This window comes from Streptomyces sp. NPDC005070 (genome assembly GCF_053600395.1).
Genome location: NZ_JBSFZS010000038.1, coordinates 1 through 16,157 on the forward strand (window position 1 = coordinate 1; position 16,157 = coordinate 16,157).

Sequence of the window (16,157 nt, forward strand, 5' to 3'; positions counted from 1 at the left end):
GACGCTGTAGCGGACAGGCCCCGGGCGCCGCAGCCGAGGGCCCCCGCCCGTCGGCTGCGGCGTGTCCGGTGTCCGGTCGTCGGTGACCATCGCCGTTGACGTCAGACCTCGATGCCAGAAGGGGGCCGCCTACCGAGATCGGTAGGTGGCCCCCTTCTGAACTGGTGCCCCCGGCAGGATTCGAACCTGCGACACCCGCTTTAGGAGCGAGGTGAGGTGGTCACAGACCTGACCTGTGGATTTCCCGCATCGGATGGAGTGGGTGATGCGTCCCCATGCGCACCGTGATTCCCCCTGACTCCCCGCGCGTTCTGGCACGAGAGTGGCACGGCCGCACAGCCCCTCAACGGATCACGCAAATGGCCGGCATAGGCGCTCTCCACTCGCCCAGTTCTGCGACGAGGGATGTCGTACTTCTCCAGCCACACCGCCTGGACCGAGGGATCAGCGGCCAGCACAGTGAGCGACTCGACCAGCAGGCGTCGGCGAAACGAAGGGTCGGTAGTGGTCACGGCACGATCGTCGCACGCGACTGCCCTTGCGATCTGTGGTTGTTCCTCCCAGCTCCTGAATGTGGCAGCGCGGGCGGTGTCTGGTTGATCAGTCAAGGCGCTCAGTAGCCGAAGAAGTGCGGGGCCGGGTCTCCGACCTGCACCCCTGCAATCGATCAACGCTGCGACCTGCAACTTGGCCGTCGATGGTTGTCAGCGTTGGTCGTCGTTGAGCACCCTCGGACGGCCCAGAGACGGCCCGGGTGGGGCGCCGTGTGCTGCACCTCAACGCGAACTTGCCAGTGCCGCACGGCCAAGGTGTGCCGAGGACGGTGGCGATGCCCCAAAGCAGCAGCGGCATGAGGCCATCGGCATATGCGGCGAAGGTGAGCGCGCCTTCGGCGTGATTACTAAATGTAACTGATTGAATATTCTGGGTGACTAGTCGTGACGTACACGACGCCCGTACCCAAGGAGAGAACCCTCATGCGACGCGTGCTCATCAGGGCGGCCGGCTTGGCCGCCGTCGGCGTGCTGGCCTTCGCCACGGCACAGCCCACTCAGGCCAACACCCTCAGCAAGCAGCCCGGCCACGCCGCCGCCGAGAGCGCCGCGTACTTCGTGATGACCGACATCACGCGGGAGGAATTCGTCATCAAGCTGACCAAGCCAGGGGACATCGAGCACGCCCGGGAGCTCGTCAGCGGGCAGACCACCGACCGTCCCCACGTGATCGCGCGGATTCTCAAGCGGCAGGCCCCCTACAACCCGCGCTGGAGCTACCACAACAACCCCGACACCACGGAATTCTTCGACTACGCCATCGAAGTCTGTGACGCGACCATCCCGTACGTCGAAGACCACCTGGATGAAGCCGGCGGAGCCTTCCTGCCCGGCCTGTACTGGTGCGACTGGACCTCGCGCCTCATCAGGGAAATCCCCGCCCCGTAGCTGACCGACAAGGCCGGCTGACGCCGAACCCTCACGACGCCCCGGCCCGCGCACATCTGCCCGATGGTCCCCTGGCCATGCTTCCCCAAGGTCGGCCGCACTCCACAAGAACGGCCTGAGCCGCTGACCGTTACCGACGGACAATCTTGAAATCCGTCGTGGCGCGAGTCACCGTGGGTTCAAATCCCACACCCACCGCAGGTGAACGGCCCTCGACCGGGAGAAACGGTCGGGGGCCTTCGTCGTGTGCGCTGGCGTTAGCGACTGTCGTTCCCCGTGAGTTCCCGGTCTGACGGGCACGGATGGGGCACGGATGGGGCACGGTCCTCGCCTCGGTCCTCGATGCGCGGGGCGATCTAGTCTGTCGTTGGACGGCGACCGGGACGGACTGAGGCGCGGCGGGGGCATCGGGTGGACTGGGAGCTGGGGGCGGCCGGCCTCGCGGTCGGGATGCTCATTGCTGTGGTGACTGCGCCGGTCGGAGTGTCCGGGGCGGTGTTCCTCCTGCCCGTACAGCTCAGCGTCTTCGCTGTGCCGAACCCGTCCGTCACGCCCACGAACCTGCTCTACAACGTCGTGGCAGGGCCTGGCGCCCTACTGCGCTACCACCGAAACGGCGCCCTGAAGGGTCCGCTGCTGCGTCAACTGGTGTTGGGCACGCTGCCCGGTGTGGTCCTCGGAGCGGTCATCCGCGTGTTTGCCCTCCCGGGCCCGAACGTCTTCCGCCTCCTGGTCGCCGCCCTGATGCTGCCGCTCGGCACCTGGCTCATCATCCGGACTCTCCGCCCCGATACCCCGGAGATCCAACGCCCCGAGCCTTCACCCCGGACCGTGACCCGACTGGCTCTCGCGGTCGGGGTCGTGGGTGGCATCTACGGCATCGGCGGCGGTTCGGTCCTCGGCCCCGTCCTCGTCGGCCGCGGCATCCCTGTCTCCCAAGTCGCCCCGGCCGCGCTCGCCTCCACCTTCGCCACCTCGTTGCTCGGCGCCTCCACCTACGCCCTGCTGTCACTGGGCCACAGCGGAAGCATTGCCCCCGACTGGTTCCTCGGCCTGGCCTGCGGCCTGGGCGGTCTCATCGGCGGCTATGTCGGCGCCCGCCTCCAGCCACGGATGCCCGAGACCTTCCTCCGCCTGCTCCTGGGAACACTGGCCGCAGGGCTCGGCGCCCTCTATGCCGTGAACGCGCTGCGCTGACCCGTCCTCCCCGCGCACCCTGCATTACAGGTTGGTTCGGCTCCCGAAGTCACCCCGACCGCCCCAGCCACGACGTGTTCTGAGGTCATGCCGCCGGCCAACCCTCTCCAGGGCGCGCGTCGTCGGCGCAGCGCGGGCGGAGCGGGCCGAAGGCAGGAGCGGCGCCCGCAGCGGAGCCGGGAGCGCGCCCGGCGGAGCGGAGCGCAGCCGGGGCTTGATGATCCGGGAGGTGGAAGGGAAACGCGCCTTCAAGGAAGGGGAGTAGGAGGGGCTGCTGCCCTCCTGAGGGATCGGCGCAGGGCGTGTCTGCTGTGTACGCGCAGCAAGTCGCTCGCTTCGAAGGCTTCCCGAAGGGCGGTCTCGGCCGACTCGAGTGTCTGCTGAAGGCGGGCTGCCTCGGCCCGCGTCCCGTCGGTCCAGTCGCGAACAGGCCCGCTCGCTCGGACGGAGTCAGCCATGGACACGCGAGCCGCGTAGGCAGCGGATTGCAGGGACACAAGTGAGTCGGGAACCTGTATGTCGTCCACCCCCACATGCTAGGCGCGGCGGGGGAGTGCCATAGGGCAGGGCGTAGTGGCACGCGAGTGGCACGGCATCGGAAACGGCAAAGGGCCAGTCCGGGAGGAAACTCCTCCTGAGCTGGCCCTTCTATCTGTGCCCCCGGCAGGATTCGAACCTGCGACACCCGCTTTAGGAGTTTGATCCTGCGGCTCTCTGACCGCCCTCGCAGTGCTATCGGCGGAGCGCGGACGTTCGCTCAATGCCGCCTGCGTCCAACGTCGTTGATGTCAGCCGTGGATGTCAGGTTGGATGGGCCGATGGAGCGCATCGAGGCTGAGTTGTTCACCGATGGCGGCAACGACGCCGTGGTTCGCATGCCGGGTAGGAGGTTCCCCGGGGTCGTGGTGCAGGGCGACTCCCTTCACATCCTCCGCGGTGACGCGGCCGAGTTGGCGGAGGCCTGCGAGCGAGGCGACCTGGATGAAGCTCGGGACTCCGCGGGCCTTCTTCTGGCGAACCTCGAAGCTCTGCCGGCGCGGTACGAGGCAGCGTTGGACGAGCACGAGATTCCGCGGCCGTACTGAGCTGTCAGGCCATCAGCTTGTAAAGCCTTACTGGCGGTTGCTGGACTGACCTGCGGCAGAACGGCTACGGCAGTCAACGGGCCGACGACCTGGTCTCCGCCATTCCCCGTAGTTCCCGGCGCGACCCGGCACGGTTCTGGCGCGACCTCTTCGTCCCGAACTCTCAGCTGGGCGGTCAATGAGGTCTGGTCGGTCGGCCACTAATGGCTGTTGGCGGTCATTGCAGGTCGCGTGGCCGGCCGGATCGACCTGGCGGCTACAAGGCCGGTGGCCCGTGCGCGGCATTCATCCAAATGGCGGAGCCGCTGGACGTCTCGGCAAGCGCACCCATCGTTCCTACCTGAAAGTGGGGCATTGAGGATCCGACATCCCCACTCCAGGTACCAACGAAAGAGGAAAGTATGGCCGGCAAGGCTAGCATCGTGTTTGCCCACGGCTTGTGGGCAGATGGATCGTGCTTCGCAAAGCTGATCCCCGCACTCCAGGCCGAGGGCCGCGAAGTCTTCGTCTCGCAGCACGGCCTCGACTCGCTTGAGAGCGACGTCGCCTGCGTCACCCGCGCCATCAACCACGTGCCCGGCCCGGTCGTCCTCGTGGGCCACTCCTACGGCGGCACGCTGATCACCAAGGCGGGCGTGCACGACCGGGTAGGCGCTTTGGTGTACATCTGTGCGCTCGCCCCGGACGACGAGGAGACCTCGGCACAGCACCTCGCCGCGTTTGACAGCTCGCCGATTTTCGAGCACCTCGAGGTCGCCGACAACCGCATCTACCTCAAGGAGTCGGGCATCGGCCACTTCTGCGGCGACCTGTCGCCGGAGGAACAGAAAGTCGTGCTGGCCACCGCTAACCCGCCGGTCTCGGACCTCTTCGAACAGCACGTACCCGGCAACGCCTGGCGACAGAAGCCGAGCTGGTTCATCGTGGGCACTCAGGACCGCACGGTGCAGCCGGACCGGGAGCGCGCCTCCGCCGAACGGATGAAGGCCACGACCGTCAGCCTCGACAGCAGCCACGTTCCGATGCTCTCTCAGCCCAACGCTGTCCTAGACGTGATCCGCGACGCTGCGAAGAGCCTGGAGTAGGGCCGTGAGGAAGCCCCGGCGAACGGTTCTCGCTGCCGCCGGACGACCTAGCCAGCGCGTGTCTTTCGTGGGTCGGCCAGTTGATCGGATGTGTCTGTCCGATTAGTGATCACTGATTCGATGTGGGACCGGATCGAACCGTTGATGCCAGCGGATCCGGTTCGTGGGCGGCGTTGGGCCGACCACCGACGCATGCTTGAGGCCATCGCGTGGAACTACCGCACCAACTCGCCCTGGCGGGAGCTCTCCGACTGTCGTCGGTCGGGCCGTCGAACTGTAGTTGGACGTAGTCCATGACGAACTGCACCGAGTACAGCCGGAAGCAGACAAGGCGCTCGAGTAGGGAGTTCGGCTTATTGGCCACAGTGGGAAGTCTCAGGTCAGGATAGGCATTCTCGGCTTCTCAGCCCGACGAGACGTGCTCCTTGCGCACCCCCGGTCTTCACCACCCGCACCGGGCGCCAAGTCGAGCCGCGGAACGTCTATCGCTCCTTCACCCGTGTCGCCGAGTCCGCCGGCTGCATGACGCTCGGCACGGCACCGCCACCCTGCTCACGGCGGCCGGAGCCGCGCCCCGCGTCGTGATGGAGATCCTGGGGCACTCGCAGATCAGCATCACCATGGACGTCTACACGCACGTCGTGCAGGACACACAGCGCGAGGCCATGAGTCACATGGACCGGCTGCTCAGGAGGCGCCCCGGTCGTCCGCGACCGCCGCCGTTGATGTCAGACCTAGATGTCAGAGGGGCCTCACCTACGGATTTCCGTAGATGAGGCCCCTCTGAACTGGTGCCCCCGGCAGGATTCGAACCTGCGACACCCGCTTTAGGAGAGCGGTGCTCTATCCCCTGAGCTACGAAGGCGGGGCTTGACGGAAGCCTTGTGGGAAACCCCGGAGGGGTGGCCCAGCCCGGCTCGGCAAGCGTGCTGGTCAGGTGGCGTGCCCATGCTGTGTGGGTGATGCCCTCACGGACACTTTCCCGGGCACATGCCTGGTAGCCGACTGACCGCTGACAGCCTAGCCGATCAGACTGGGCGTGGGCGCCTGGATTGTCGTGGGAGCGGGTCTTCGGTGAAGACACGGCTGTGACCTGGGGGTTCCGGGAGTCTGGGGGGTCCCTTCTGTCCTCTTGCCCTCCATGGCCAGGCGTAGCGGGCGATGGCCGCACTCCTGGGTGGGGTGCGGCCATCGAGGCTGTGGAGAGAAGCCAGGCGACGCGGGGCGCCTGCTGAGCGTTGCTGTGGGCTTCGAGGTGGATCTGGTGCCTGGTGGCGTTCCGGGAGAGGGCGAAACCGAGTACGAAGATCTTCTGACGCTCGATGCCGTAGGCGATCACGCGCCGGTTCCAGAGGCGGATCGGGATACCTGCGGAACTTGATCAAGCGCTGCCGCCGCACGCCTCGGTCACCCTGACGTGGTCCACGCTGGAGAGCCGGATGATTCCGAGGTCGATTCCGGCGGCACCAGGCGAGACTGGGCATACCGCGCAGGCTGAAGGTCAGGCTTGGATCGACCTCACGCGTGCCGGTCGTCTGCCGCTCTGGGAGATGGCCCGCAGGGACTCATGGGGTGAGGAGTTCGCACTCCTTGATGACCAGCACGGTGCCGTCCTCGCTGAAGACCCGACATTCTCCCTTGACGGTGACGGTGACGCCCAGGGGGACGCTTCGCACGAGCCGGAACGACTCCTTGATCCGGTGGTCGAACGGCAGCACGAAGATGGCGATGTGGGGGCCTCCGGGGACATCTGACACTTCCACCACCGGCGTACCGTATTGGCTTTCGCCCGTTCGGACGGAGATTCCCTCGAGAGTGAGGAACTTCCCGTAGTAGGCACGCTCGGCGGCGGCGCGGTCCGCGGTGAACTCGTTGTGGAGGTCTCGAATCTTCATGGGTTGCCGCCTTCTCTGGTGTCGCGTGATCCTGCTGGTCTTGTTCGAGTTGTCGTCGACTGGTGTTCCGCGCTCGAGATCTTCTTACGGTTGGCCTTCTTGAGGATGTCGTCTGCCGTCTTGGTCCGGGCGGGGTCGCACCGGGTGGGTCCTTCCCCTGCAACTTGGTGCCGACGCCGTTCGGTTGAACCACGTTGAACCGAGGCGGGCGGCATCAGCGCCAGGAGACGGGGCTGCGGTAGCCGGCCACGCGCTCGGGGCGGCGCCAGCGGGCCTGCGGGCGCCGGTTGCCATGGGCGAACCGCGGCGTGGTGGCACGCTGCGCGGCGGTGCGGGCCGCCAGAACCGCGATCAGCGCGGCGAGTTCCTCGGGAGTGGGATCGCCGTGGATGACGCGGAGGTCCCCCTGGTCCATCTGCTGCTCCTTCGGTGCGCTCACTGGGGTGGGTTGCCGTGCTTGCGGGCGGGCAGGTCCGCGTGCTTGGTGCGGAGCATCCGCAGGGAGCGGATGAGCACCTCGCGGGTGGCGGCGGGGTCGATCACGTCATCGACCAGGCCGCGCTCGGCGGCGTAGTAGGGGTGCATCAGCTCGTCCTTGTACTGCCGCACCATCTCCACGCGCTTGGCCTCCGGGTCGGTGGCGGCGGCGATCTCGCGGCGGAAGATGACGTTGGCGGCGCCCTCGGCGCCCATCACGGCGATCTCGTTGGTCGGCCAGGCGAACGCGAGGTCCGCGCCGACGGAGCGGGAGTCCATGACGATGTACGCGCCGCCGTAGGCCTTGCGCAGCACCAGCGAGATCCGCGGCACGGTGGCGTTGCAGTACGCGTACAGCAGCTTGGCGCCGTGGCGGATGATGCCGCCGTGCTCCTGGTCCACGCCCGGCAGGAAGCCGGGCACGTCCAGCAGGGTGACCAGCGGGATGTTGAAGGCGTCGCACAGCTGAACGAACCGGGCGGCCTTCTCCGAGGCGTGGATGTCCAGCACGCCCGCGAGGGACTGGGGCTGGTTGGCGACGATGCCGACGACCTGGCCGTCCATGCGGGTGAGGGCGCAGATGACGTTGGTGGCCCAGCGCTCGTGGATCTCCATGAACTGGCCCTCGTCGGCCAGCTCCTCGATGACCTTGCGCATGTCGTAGGGGCGGTTGCCGTCGGCCGGGACCAGGTCCAGCAGCGCCTCGCAGCGGCGGTCGGCCGGGTCCTCGGTCGTCTCGGCCGGCGGGGTCTCGCGGTTGTTCTGCGGCAGCATCGACAGCAGGAACCGGACCTCCTCCAGGCAGGTCCGCTCGTCGTCGTAGGCGAAGTGCGCCACCCCGGACACCTGGGCGTGCACGTCCGCGCCGCCGAGGCCGTTCTGGGAGATCTGTTCGCCGGTGACGGCCTTGACCACGTCCGGGCCGGTGATGAACATCTGCGAGGTCTCGCGGACCATGAACACGAAGTCCGTCAACGCCGGGCTGTAGGCGGCGCCGCCCGCGCACGGGCCGAGCATCACGCTGATCTGCGGGATCACGCCCGAGGCGCGGGTGTTGCGCTGGAAGATGCCGCCGTAGCCGGCGAGCGCGGTGACGCCCTCCTGGATCCGGGCGCCGGCGCCGTCGTTCAACGAGACCAGCGGGGCACCGGCCGCGATGGCCATGTCCATGATCTTGTGGATCTTCTGCGCGTGGGCCTCGCCCAGTGCGCCGCCGAAGATCCGGAAGTCGTGCGCGTACACGAATACGGTGCGGCCGTGGACGGTGCCCCAGCCGGTGATCACACCGTCGGTGTAGGGCTTCTTCGCCTCCAGGCCGAAGCCGGTCGCGCGGTGCCGGCGCAGCGGCTCGACCTCGTTGAAGGAGCCCTCGTCCAGCAGCAGCTCGATGCGCTCCCGCGCGGTCAGCTTGCCCTTGGCGTGCTGGGCCTCCGTGGCCGCCAGGCTCGGCCCCGCCAGCACCTGCTCACGGATCGCGTGCAGCCCGGCGACACGGCCATGGGCGTCACTGGTGCTCACGGGGGCTGCGGTGAGCAGGGTCATGCCCGGTATTCCCGGCCGGGGTTGCACACGAACGGGCCGCGGACCAGCTCCTCGATCCGCGCACCGCCGAGCAGGCAGTCCAGCGACCACTTGTTCGCGGAGTGCGCGATCAGCGCGCGCAGGCCGTCCTCGGCCGGCGGCGTGTCGCGCCGACCGCTGATCACGCCACGGGTGTTGTCCGGGGTCGGGGCATGGGTCTCGTAGACGATCTCGAGCGTCATGACTCAGTCCTCCTGCACCATCACGAGCAGTTGCTCGGGGAAGCGTTCGCCGGCGAACGCCCCGGCGGGGACCAGCCGGTCGATCTCGGCGAGCGCGGCCGCCGTCGGCACCACCCGGCCGGCCTCGGCGTTGTCGGTCATGGCCATGGCCCCGACGGAGTCCTCGCCCGGAACCGCTTCCTCAGGCCGGTGGTCACCGATGGTGGTCATCACGCTCACCTTTCTCGCGGCAACTCGGGTGTGCGGTGCTGGGACGGGAGGCGCTGGGAAGTGCGGTCGGAGTCGGTGGCGGGGAGGGGCGGCGCGGCCTCCCTCCGCCGACGCGGGTCGGGGTCGGTGAACGGGCCCGCCGTGCTGATCACGCCGTCGGTGCGGACCAGGACCGCGTCGGGGGAACGCAGCCCTGGTCCGCGCAGGTCCGCCAGGGGCGGACCCGAGAGCCGGACGACGAGTGGCCTGCCGTCCGGAGCCTTGGGTTCGAGGCCACCGCCGGTCGCCGTCGCCGGAGCTTCGGGCCGCGCGGTCACGCGGTCACGAGGTCCTCGAGCAGCGCGACCTGGTGGCGAAAGAGAAGGATCCTCGCGTTCTTCCAGGCCGCCGAACGCTGTGGGAGCCACAGCCGCACGGGTACCCGCAGCGTCAGAAGAAGCACGAATCGTAGGCGCACAGCCGGCGATCATCGCCGGACCGGCAGGAGGATCGGAACCTGTGCCCCGCGGGTGACCTGCACGCACGGCATTGTCGGCAAGCACCGGAGGAGTTGGTTCGGCCGCCGCCCGTAAGGTTTCCGGACCGCTTCACCGAGCCTGAGTCGAGCTTCCTTCGCTGAACTTCCGTCGAGTTCAGTGAAGGAAGCGGCGGTGACATACAGGAACGCGCGGCCCGGGGCTGGGCCCCGGAGTAAAGCTCGTGATTATTCGTGAATACTCGAAGAATTCACGAATAATCGAGGCTTACGAACAGCCGAGGTCAGCCGACCGGCGTCTCGCTGGTCGAGATGAGCCTGTGGTATTCCTTGGCGTCCAGGGCGAGGGTCTCGTCCGACGGGTCGAAGATCATGCCGTAGACGGCGTGAACACCCTGATAGTCGAGCTGGCAGAACTCCAGCGACTGGGTGACCGGGGCGAGGTACTCGTCGAGGGGCCGTCGGGCGAGGCCGTCCGCGGCGTAGGTCTCCAGGGTGCTGCCGACCGTGACGGCCAGCCAAGCCTTCTTGCCGCTCAGCGCGGAGGCGGAACCGTCGAAGGTGAAGGCGAAACCGTGAACCAGCACCGCGTCGAACCAGGCCTTGAGAAGCGAGGTCACGTTGTACCAGTAGACCGGGAACTGGAGAACGATGGTGTCGTGCTCGCGCAGCAGCTGGTGCTCGCGTGCGACATCGATGTTGGAATCGGGGTAGGCCTGGTAGAGGTCGTGGACGGTGACGTTGTCCAGGTCCTTGATCTCGGCGAGCCGAGCGGCGTTGGCACGGGATTCCGTGAGGTTCGGGTGGGCGACAATGACGAGGGTGCGAGGTGTGGTCACTGACTTTTCCATTTCTCCTGTAGGACGCGAATCCATATGCGTCCTTACTGTCAATACCGGCGAGCAGGTCGGCCGTGGCCGCGGTCATGCGTTCTTCTCGAGCGCTTTGAAAGGGCGATCGCTTTCGGAACGAGCGGCTGCGTGTCTTAGTAAAGGCGGTCGGCGGTCCGAGCGGCGTTTATCACGCGAGATTGACGGACTCGTTCCACCGGTGACCGTCCCCGTGGTGGATGTTCACGCTCACGACCGATGCTCTGCGCCGGAACGAGGGCCCACGGGGTCAGTGCCCGATGGCGTTGAGTTCGGCGATCGCCTCGTCGGGCAGTTGCAGGTCGGCCGCGGCGATGTTCTCCCGCAGGTGAGCGACGCTGGAGGTTCCGGGGATCAGCACCGTCGACGGCGAGCGCCGCAGCAGCCAGGCGAGCGCCACCTGCTGCTCGGAGGCGCCGAGGCGGCGGGCGACGTCGCGCAGGGTCCGTGACTGCAGCGGTTGGAATCCGCCGCCGAGGGGGAAGAACGCGGCGTAGGCGATGTTCTCCTCGGCGCAGCGATCGACGAGGTCGTCGTCGGCGCGGTCGACCAGGTTGTACTGGTTCTGCACGGTCACCACGGGGGCGATGGCCTGGGCCTGGGTGAGCTGGGCGTCGGTGATCCCGCTGAGGCCGAGGTGACGGATCAGGCCCTGCTCACGCAGGCCGGCCAGGGCGCCGAACGGCTCGGCGATCGAGGACCCGTCACCGCCGTCGAATCCGGCCGCACGCAGGTTGACCACGTCCAGGGTCTCCAGGCCGAGGTGCCGGAGATTCTCGTGGACCTGGGCCTTGAGGTCGGCGGGGTCCAGGGAGGTGATCCAGCCGCCGGTGGCGCTGCGGCGGACGCCGACCTTGGTGACGATGTGCAGACCGGCCGGGTAGGGGTGCAGGGCCTCCTTGATCAGTTCATTGACGACAGTCGGCCCGTAGAAGTCGCTCGTGTCGATGTGGGTGATGCCGAGCTCGACCGCCGCGCGCAGCACGGCGATCGCCTGAGTGCGATCCCTGGGCGGTCCGAAGACACCGGGACCGGTCAGCTGCATCGCGCCGTATCCCATCCGGGTGATGCTCAGGTCGTCGGCGAGGGTCAGCGTCGGCAGGGCGGGGATGTTCATCGGAAGGCCTCTCGGGTCTGTTCGCGGCATCGTTGCGGACCTTCGGCGCGTCCACTGGGTAGACCCCTCGTTCCTTCACGTCACCGCTGCTTCCTTGTTCTTTGCGGGTCGGGCGCCCGGCGGGAGCGGCGACCGTGCCGCCGGCGCGGGTGTGCACCGGGGTCGCCCAGGGCCGGGATGCGGAGTCGGACGCAGGTCGTCACGATGCGGTGGGTGCGGGCGGCGGTCAGGCGGTGGGTGCGGCCGGGCAGGGCCCTGGAGATCCACACGAGCTTGCCTGTCGGGCCGGTGGCGACCTGGTGGTTCGCGCCGTGGCGGCGGTGCTTGCCGGGGTGGTCGGCGCGGCCGTCGCCGACCCGGCCGCACTCGGCGACCCGGCCGCACTCGGCGAGGGTGCCGTCGATCAGGACGTACTCGGCGTCCGGGTCGCGGAGCGCCCGGATCAGGCCGGGCGCCCTGCGGGCGAGCGGGGCCCGCTCGACGAGTGCGTGCGGCAGGACGGGTAACCACCAGGGCTCCCGGGCAACGGAGTTGAGACGTCAGTCAGATGCCTCACTCAACTGCTCGGGAGCCCTGTCCGTTTTCCCCGCCTGCGACTGCCCGACCGTCACACCGATCGGAGGCTCCCCTGAAAAGGCGCCTTCACAGCCGTGCCCGAACCTGCTGAGACAGCAGGCGGACACGGGTGGCTCAGCGGCGGTTCATGCGACGGAAGCTGCCGGATTGTTCCCGACAGCCGCCTTGACGGTGTCATCCTGCGGGGAGTTCCGGACCGTCGCAAAGTTGAACGCCTTGTCGCGAATGGTGACTGTCCATGAGAGTCCGGACCTCTCACCCACGGTAAGTCCCAACACGATGAGCGGCATATGCCACTCGTACTTCACGAGCGTGCCCTGGTCCGCATGGCTGTCCGAGCCGTCGTGCGCCGTTACATTGCCGTAGTTGTTGACGGCGAAGACGTCGGGCGTGGAAATCATCTTGCCGATTCTGGCCTGGCCGGCTTCGATGAAGTCTTCTCGCCGCTCGACGTGGGACAGTGCGTCTATCTGCCGCTGCTCCTCGGCGCGATAGTAGTCACGGATCTGGATTCCCGTGCTTTGCGCGACGACGCTTCGCGGCACCGTCAGGAACCGAAGCGTGTTGCCAAGGGGCAGCTTCGGCGAGTAGAGACTGTTCTTGAGGACGAACATGTTTGCGCTGTCGCGGTCGAGGAAATCCGCCCTCATTTTTTCCATGAAGGAGCCGATCTTGACCGGCGGGGCAGAGCCTTCGGTGAACGAGACAGGGAGTTCCTTGCTCGCACCGGAGGGCGAAGTCTGAGCGGGCGGCAAGAACTCTGCCAGCTCATCGGCCCGGATCTCCAGCTCTGCGAGACCTTGGGCGATCTGGAAGCCGTCCTGCCGAGTCTTCAGGGTCTTCATCAGCGCCTGGTGGAATCGGAAAACCTTGTATCCGTCCTGCAGCGGAAACGGAATACACGTAAAGATGCCCTGCAGGTGCGGATCGGAGCGATAGGTGACGGAGGCCAGCAGGAAGCTGTCGTAGTAGCTTTCGTACCTCTCCGCGAGGAGCCCTTGGAAGGACGAGAGAGGGAAATCCTCGGGACTGTCGAAGGTCAGCTCCACCAGGTGGCACTTGGAAAAGAGCGGATTCCCTCGGAAGAAGTGCTTCATGGCCTCCTCGAACTCGGTGAGATCGAAGGGCCTGTCAACCTTGTACGTTGAGAGCGACGGAAAGAACTGCGACGCATCAATGAACGGGAACGTGGTCAGGGAGAGCCGAAGGATTTTGTCGGCGATGGACACGGGCATTTGGTTGCCTCCATTAACTGGTGTGTTCCGGGAAGCGCCGCCGGCGATTTCCCACCAAAACGCGCCACATGATGCCCGGGGTGCACAATGTTGTCGGCGGTTCAAGCAAGTACTGGACTTTCAGGAATTTCTCGGCCACGACCATGTCCGTCTCGGCCGCGGCGAGCACTTTGTCCATGTAGGAGTTGATGAGCCGCACGGGAAGGGGCCGCGGGCCTTCGATCTGCGGTAGGGCCAGGTCACTGCCGGTCGCCATCTTCCAGGCGACGCCGATGGGCTTGGCGGCCTTGCGGAAGAATCGTTGCGCGACCTGATCCAGGTCACCGCTCAGCGAGTCACGCAGTGCCATCGCCTGGAGCGAGGCCACCGTCATCCCCTGGGCGTAGATGGGGTTGAAGCTGGATATCGCATCGCCCACGACCAGCAGCCTGCGCGGGAATCGGGTCAGCTTCTCGTAGCGACGGCGCACGCTCGCCGGGAACCGGTGCGCGGAAATCTCGCTGAGCGGCTCAGCGTCGCGGATCGCCGCGAAGACGTGTTCGGGAACCAGCGGCCTGGCGAACTCCACCCACCCGGCCGGGTCGGTCGGCGGATGGTGGTCGCGGTAACCGATCAGCGTCAGGACCCAGCGGCCGTCCTCTTCCTCCAGGAATTCCGCGCCCTTGGGGCTCCCCGGTGCGTGCCCGATGATCACGACCTTCTCACGGCCCATCGAACCAGGGGCCGGCCGCAGATACCGGCTGGTGTACATGATGTCGACGTCGATGCGCTCCTCGAGCGGCGGCTCGTATCCCATCTCGACCAGCCACTTGGTGGTCCGTCCGGACCGGCCGGTCGCGTCCACCACCAGATCGGCGAGGATCACATCCTCGGAGCCGCTGCCCTCGTACCGGACACGCACACCGGTGACAGCGTCATTGTCCGAGGTGGTCTCGAGGCCGGTGACCTGGCACTGGTCGATCAGCTTGATCTTCGCGAGAGCCCCGATCCGGGTGCGGAGCCCACTCTCCAGATGGGGCCGGCTCGGCTGGTAGGTGCGGGACAGATCGGCGTACTCGCCGTCCATGCACAGCAAGTGCCCGCCCAGGCGCATCCGCAGTTCGGCAGGTCCGTCGATGACGGGCGCGCCACCGGCAACGAAGTCGTCGAGTATCCCGGGGAACAGCTCCTCGAAGATCTTCGCGCCCTTGGAGAGCAGGCCATGAGCGTGGCGGCCCTGCGGCACACCTCGCCGCTGAGTCCTCTGCCCGTCCGGCAGCTGGTCCCGCTCTATCACCGTTACCCGGTCGAATGCCTCGGAGAGCACCCGGGCGGCAAGCAGACCCGAGATGCTCGCGCCCAGCACCACCGCATGTTCACCGATACGCTTCACTGGAATTCCTTCTGGTTCGGCAAGTGTCTTGTGTGGGGTACGTCGTGCAATACAGGGGCGATCGCGGCCGATGCTCGGGCGACAGTTTCCCGAACTCTTCTGATACGGACATCGAGGTGTTCGGTGCGCATATCGAGGTGCTCGGTGCGCATCGCGAATGTATGGGCTCCGCAGGTTTGGCCACCGCACGGGGCGCAGTATTGGCTTGTTCGTTCCATCGAGCGCGGCTCGCGTGGCCGAAATTCACGTCGGATGCGAGGCGCCGGCGCGCCGGCGACCAGGCCGGCGGCACGTGTCCGGGCGCCGGTGCCGGGCCGGAGCTCGGGGCTGCCGGTAATAGTCGCGGGCGTCCCTCGTGCAGGGATAGGCATCCCTCGCGCAAGGGATAGGCGTCCCTCGCACAAGGGACAGGAGTGCAGGCCGGTCGGTAGGCGGGCCGACTCCCGGACGGCCGACCGGCCGACGTCCTGAGCCCCGATCGGTGGGTCGGGGCTCCGTTAGAGTCGCGCTGCCATGGAGCAGATCCGTCAGATCATGGAGTAGATCCTTCAAGCCATGGAGTAGATCCTTCAAGCCATGGAGCAGATCCCTCAGACGGTGATACCCGCTGGAATTTTTCGGCCAGACAGTCGTGATCGGCTTCCCGAACCGGCCAGAGTTGAGCAAAGTCATCTCATAACCCGTCACGCACGGGAGGCGGGTTCGACAGGAATCTCATGAACCAATGCATGATTGCGCTTTCGGCGTCGTCGTGACGGGTTGAGTCTGCCCTTGTGTGCGCGGTGATCCCGCTTTACTTCGGCACTACAGGGAAGAGCCAATGGTCGACATCACCGGCACCGCTGAAACCACCGATACGTTGTCGAGTTCCCGCAGTGACGCGGAACTGCGAGCGAGCAACCGCGCGATCGTGGAGCAGTACATGAATACCCGCGGGCAGGATCGCCTGCGCCGGCACCTTCTGTTCACCGAAGACGGCACCGGTGGTCTCTGGACGACCGAAACCGGAGAGCCGATCGTCATCACGGGCAGGGACCGACTGGGTGACCACGGCCAGTGGTCGCTCAAGTGCTTCCCCGACTGGGCCTGGACGAACATCGAGATCTTCGACACGCAGGACCCCAACCGGTTCTGGGTCGAATGCGACGGTGAAGGAACGATCCGCTTCCCCGACTATCCCGACGGCCACTACCGCAATCACTTCCTGCACTCCTTCCAGTTCGAGAACGGGAAGATCAAGCGCCAGCGCGAGTTCATGAACCCCTGCCAGCAGTTCAGGGCTCTGGGCATCGACGTCCCTCAGGTCAAGCGGGCCGACATACCGACCTGAACGCCCTTCGCCGGGCGTCTTCTTATCAA

The 16,157-nt window shown here is 66.8% G+C and carries 16 protein-coding genes, 1 tRNA gene and 3 pseudogenes; 7 read left to right on the plus strand and 13 right to left on the minus strand.

The features are described from left to right. The first annotated feature begins 977 nt into the window (after positions 1-977). The 6 genes and pseudogenes from ACWEBX_RS15230 to ACWEBX_RS15255 all read left to right on the plus strand — a co-directional run. On the plus strand, positions 978-1,442 hold the full coding sequence (locus ACWEBX_RS15230; protein ID WP_451885316.1) for a BP74-related protein: 465 nt from the start codon (positions 978-980) through the stop codon (positions 1,440-1,442). A gap of 411 nt (positions 1,443-1,853) precedes the next feature. Next, positions 1,854-2,639 carry a sulfite exporter TauE/SafE family protein gene (locus ACWEBX_RS15235; protein WP_451885317.1) on the plus strand — a complete coding sequence of 262 codons (786 nt, stop codon included), beginning with the start codon at positions 1,854-1,856 and terminating at the stop codon, positions 2,637-2,639. Between the two features lie 818 nt (positions 2,640-3,457). After that, positions 3,458-3,724 (plus strand): DUF6959 family protein, encoded by a 267-nt coding sequence (locus tag ACWEBX_RS15240; protein WP_451885318.1) that lies wholly within the window; start codon positions 3,458-3,460, stop codon positions 3,722-3,724. 401 nt (positions 3,725-4,125) lie between these two features. After that, positions 4,126-4,809: an alpha/beta fold hydrolase gene (locus ACWEBX_RS15245; protein WP_451885319.1), complete on the plus strand. Its 684-nt coding sequence runs from the start codon at positions 4,126-4,128 to the stop codon at positions 4,807-4,809. Positions 4,810-4,899: 90 nt separating this feature from the next. Beyond that, positions 4,900-5,055, plus strand: a pseudogene (locus ACWEBX_RS15250) (transposase); the annotation flags it as partial. A 192-nt stretch (positions 5,056-5,247) separates the two neighbouring features. After that, a pseudogene (locus ACWEBX_RS15255) lies at positions 5,248-5,585 on the plus strand (tyrosine-type recombinase/integrase); the annotation flags it as partial. A gap of 13 nt (positions 5,586-5,598) precedes the next feature. On the opposite strand, the gene ACWEBX_RS15260 reads toward ACWEBX_RS15255, so the two are convergent. The 13 genes and pseudogenes from ACWEBX_RS15260 to ACWEBX_RS15320 form a co-directional block, all read right to left on the minus strand. After that, positions 5,599-5,674, minus strand: a tRNA-Arg gene (locus tag ACWEBX_RS15260). Positions 5,675-6,374: 700 nt separating this feature from the next. Continuing rightward, positions 6,375-6,734, minus strand: coding sequence for an OB-fold protein (locus ACWEBX_RS15265; RefSeq protein ID WP_451885373.1), 360 nt, complete (start codon positions 6,732-6,734; stop codon positions 6,375-6,377). Positions 6,735-6,918: 184 nt separating this feature from the next. Next, the gene (locus ACWEBX_RS15270; RefSeq protein WP_451885320.1) at positions 6,919-7,119 is read right to left on the minus strand and encodes an acyl-CoA carboxylase epsilon subunit; all 201 of its coding nucleotides are present in this window, start codon (positions 7,117-7,119) and stop codon (positions 6,919-6,921) included. Between the two features lie 20 nt (positions 7,120-7,139). Beyond that, positions 7,140-8,723 (minus strand): acyl-CoA carboxylase subunit beta, encoded by a 1,584-nt coding sequence (locus tag ACWEBX_RS15275; protein ID WP_451885321.1) that lies wholly within the window; start codon positions 8,721-8,723, stop codon positions 7,140-7,142. Next, complete coding sequence (locus tag ACWEBX_RS15280) at positions 8,720-8,944, minus strand: hypothetical protein (protein WP_451885322.1); 225 nt, start codon at positions 8,942-8,944, stop codon at positions 8,720-8,722. The genes ACWEBX_RS15275 and ACWEBX_RS15280 overlap by 4 nt, the downstream gene beginning before the upstream one ends. Positions 8,945-8,947: 3 nt before the next feature. After that, complete coding sequence (locus ACWEBX_RS15285) at positions 8,948-9,154, minus strand: hypothetical protein (protein ID WP_451885323.1); 207 nt, start codon at positions 9,152-9,154, stop codon at positions 8,948-8,950. Between the two features lie 5 nt (positions 9,155-9,159). Beyond that, on the minus strand, positions 9,160-9,471 hold the full coding sequence (locus ACWEBX_RS15290) for a hypothetical protein (RefSeq protein WP_451885324.1): 312 nt from the start codon (positions 9,469-9,471) through the stop codon (positions 9,160-9,162). Further along, positions 9,468-9,596: a hypothetical protein gene (locus tag ACWEBX_RS15295; RefSeq protein WP_451885325.1), complete on the minus strand. Its 129-nt coding sequence runs from the start codon at positions 9,594-9,596 to the stop codon at positions 9,468-9,470. The genes ACWEBX_RS15290 and ACWEBX_RS15295 overlap by 4 nt, the downstream gene beginning before the upstream one ends. A gap of 317 nt (positions 9,597-9,913) precedes the next feature. Beyond that, positions 9,914-10,468 carry an NAD(P)H-dependent oxidoreductase gene (locus tag ACWEBX_RS15300; RefSeq protein ID WP_451885326.1) on the minus strand — a complete coding sequence of 185 codons (555 nt, stop codon included), beginning with the start codon at positions 10,466-10,468 and terminating at the stop codon, positions 9,914-9,916. A 280-nt stretch (positions 10,469-10,748) separates the two neighbouring features. Continuing rightward, on the minus strand, positions 10,749-11,615 hold the full coding sequence (locus ACWEBX_RS15305; protein WP_451885327.1) for an oxidoreductase: 867 nt from the start codon (positions 11,613-11,615) through the stop codon (positions 10,749-10,751). A gap of 161 nt (positions 11,616-11,776) precedes the next feature. Then, a pseudogene (locus tag ACWEBX_RS15310) lies at positions 11,777-12,082 on the minus strand (IS5/IS1182 family transposase); the annotation flags it as partial. A 234-nt stretch (positions 12,083-12,316) separates the two neighbouring features. Then, positions 12,317-13,420 carry a hypothetical protein gene (locus ACWEBX_RS15315; protein ID WP_451885328.1) on the minus strand — a complete coding sequence of 368 codons (1,104 nt, stop codon included), beginning with the start codon at positions 13,418-13,420 and terminating at the stop codon, positions 12,317-12,319. Between the two features lie 19 nt (positions 13,421-13,439). Further along, positions 13,440-14,798, minus strand: a complete 1,359-nt coding sequence (locus ACWEBX_RS15320; RefSeq protein ID WP_451885329.1) for an FAD-dependent oxidoreductase — start codon at positions 14,796-14,798, stop codon at positions 13,440-13,442. Positions 14,799-15,618: 820 nt separating this feature from the next. On the opposite strand from ACWEBX_RS15320, the gene ACWEBX_RS15325 reads away from it, so the two are divergent. Continuing rightward, on the plus strand, positions 15,619-16,128 hold the full coding sequence (locus ACWEBX_RS15325; RefSeq protein ID WP_451885330.1) for a PhzA/PhzB family protein: 510 nt from the start codon (positions 15,619-15,621) through the stop codon (positions 16,126-16,128). The last annotated feature ends 29 nt before the right edge of the window (positions 16,129-16,157 follow it).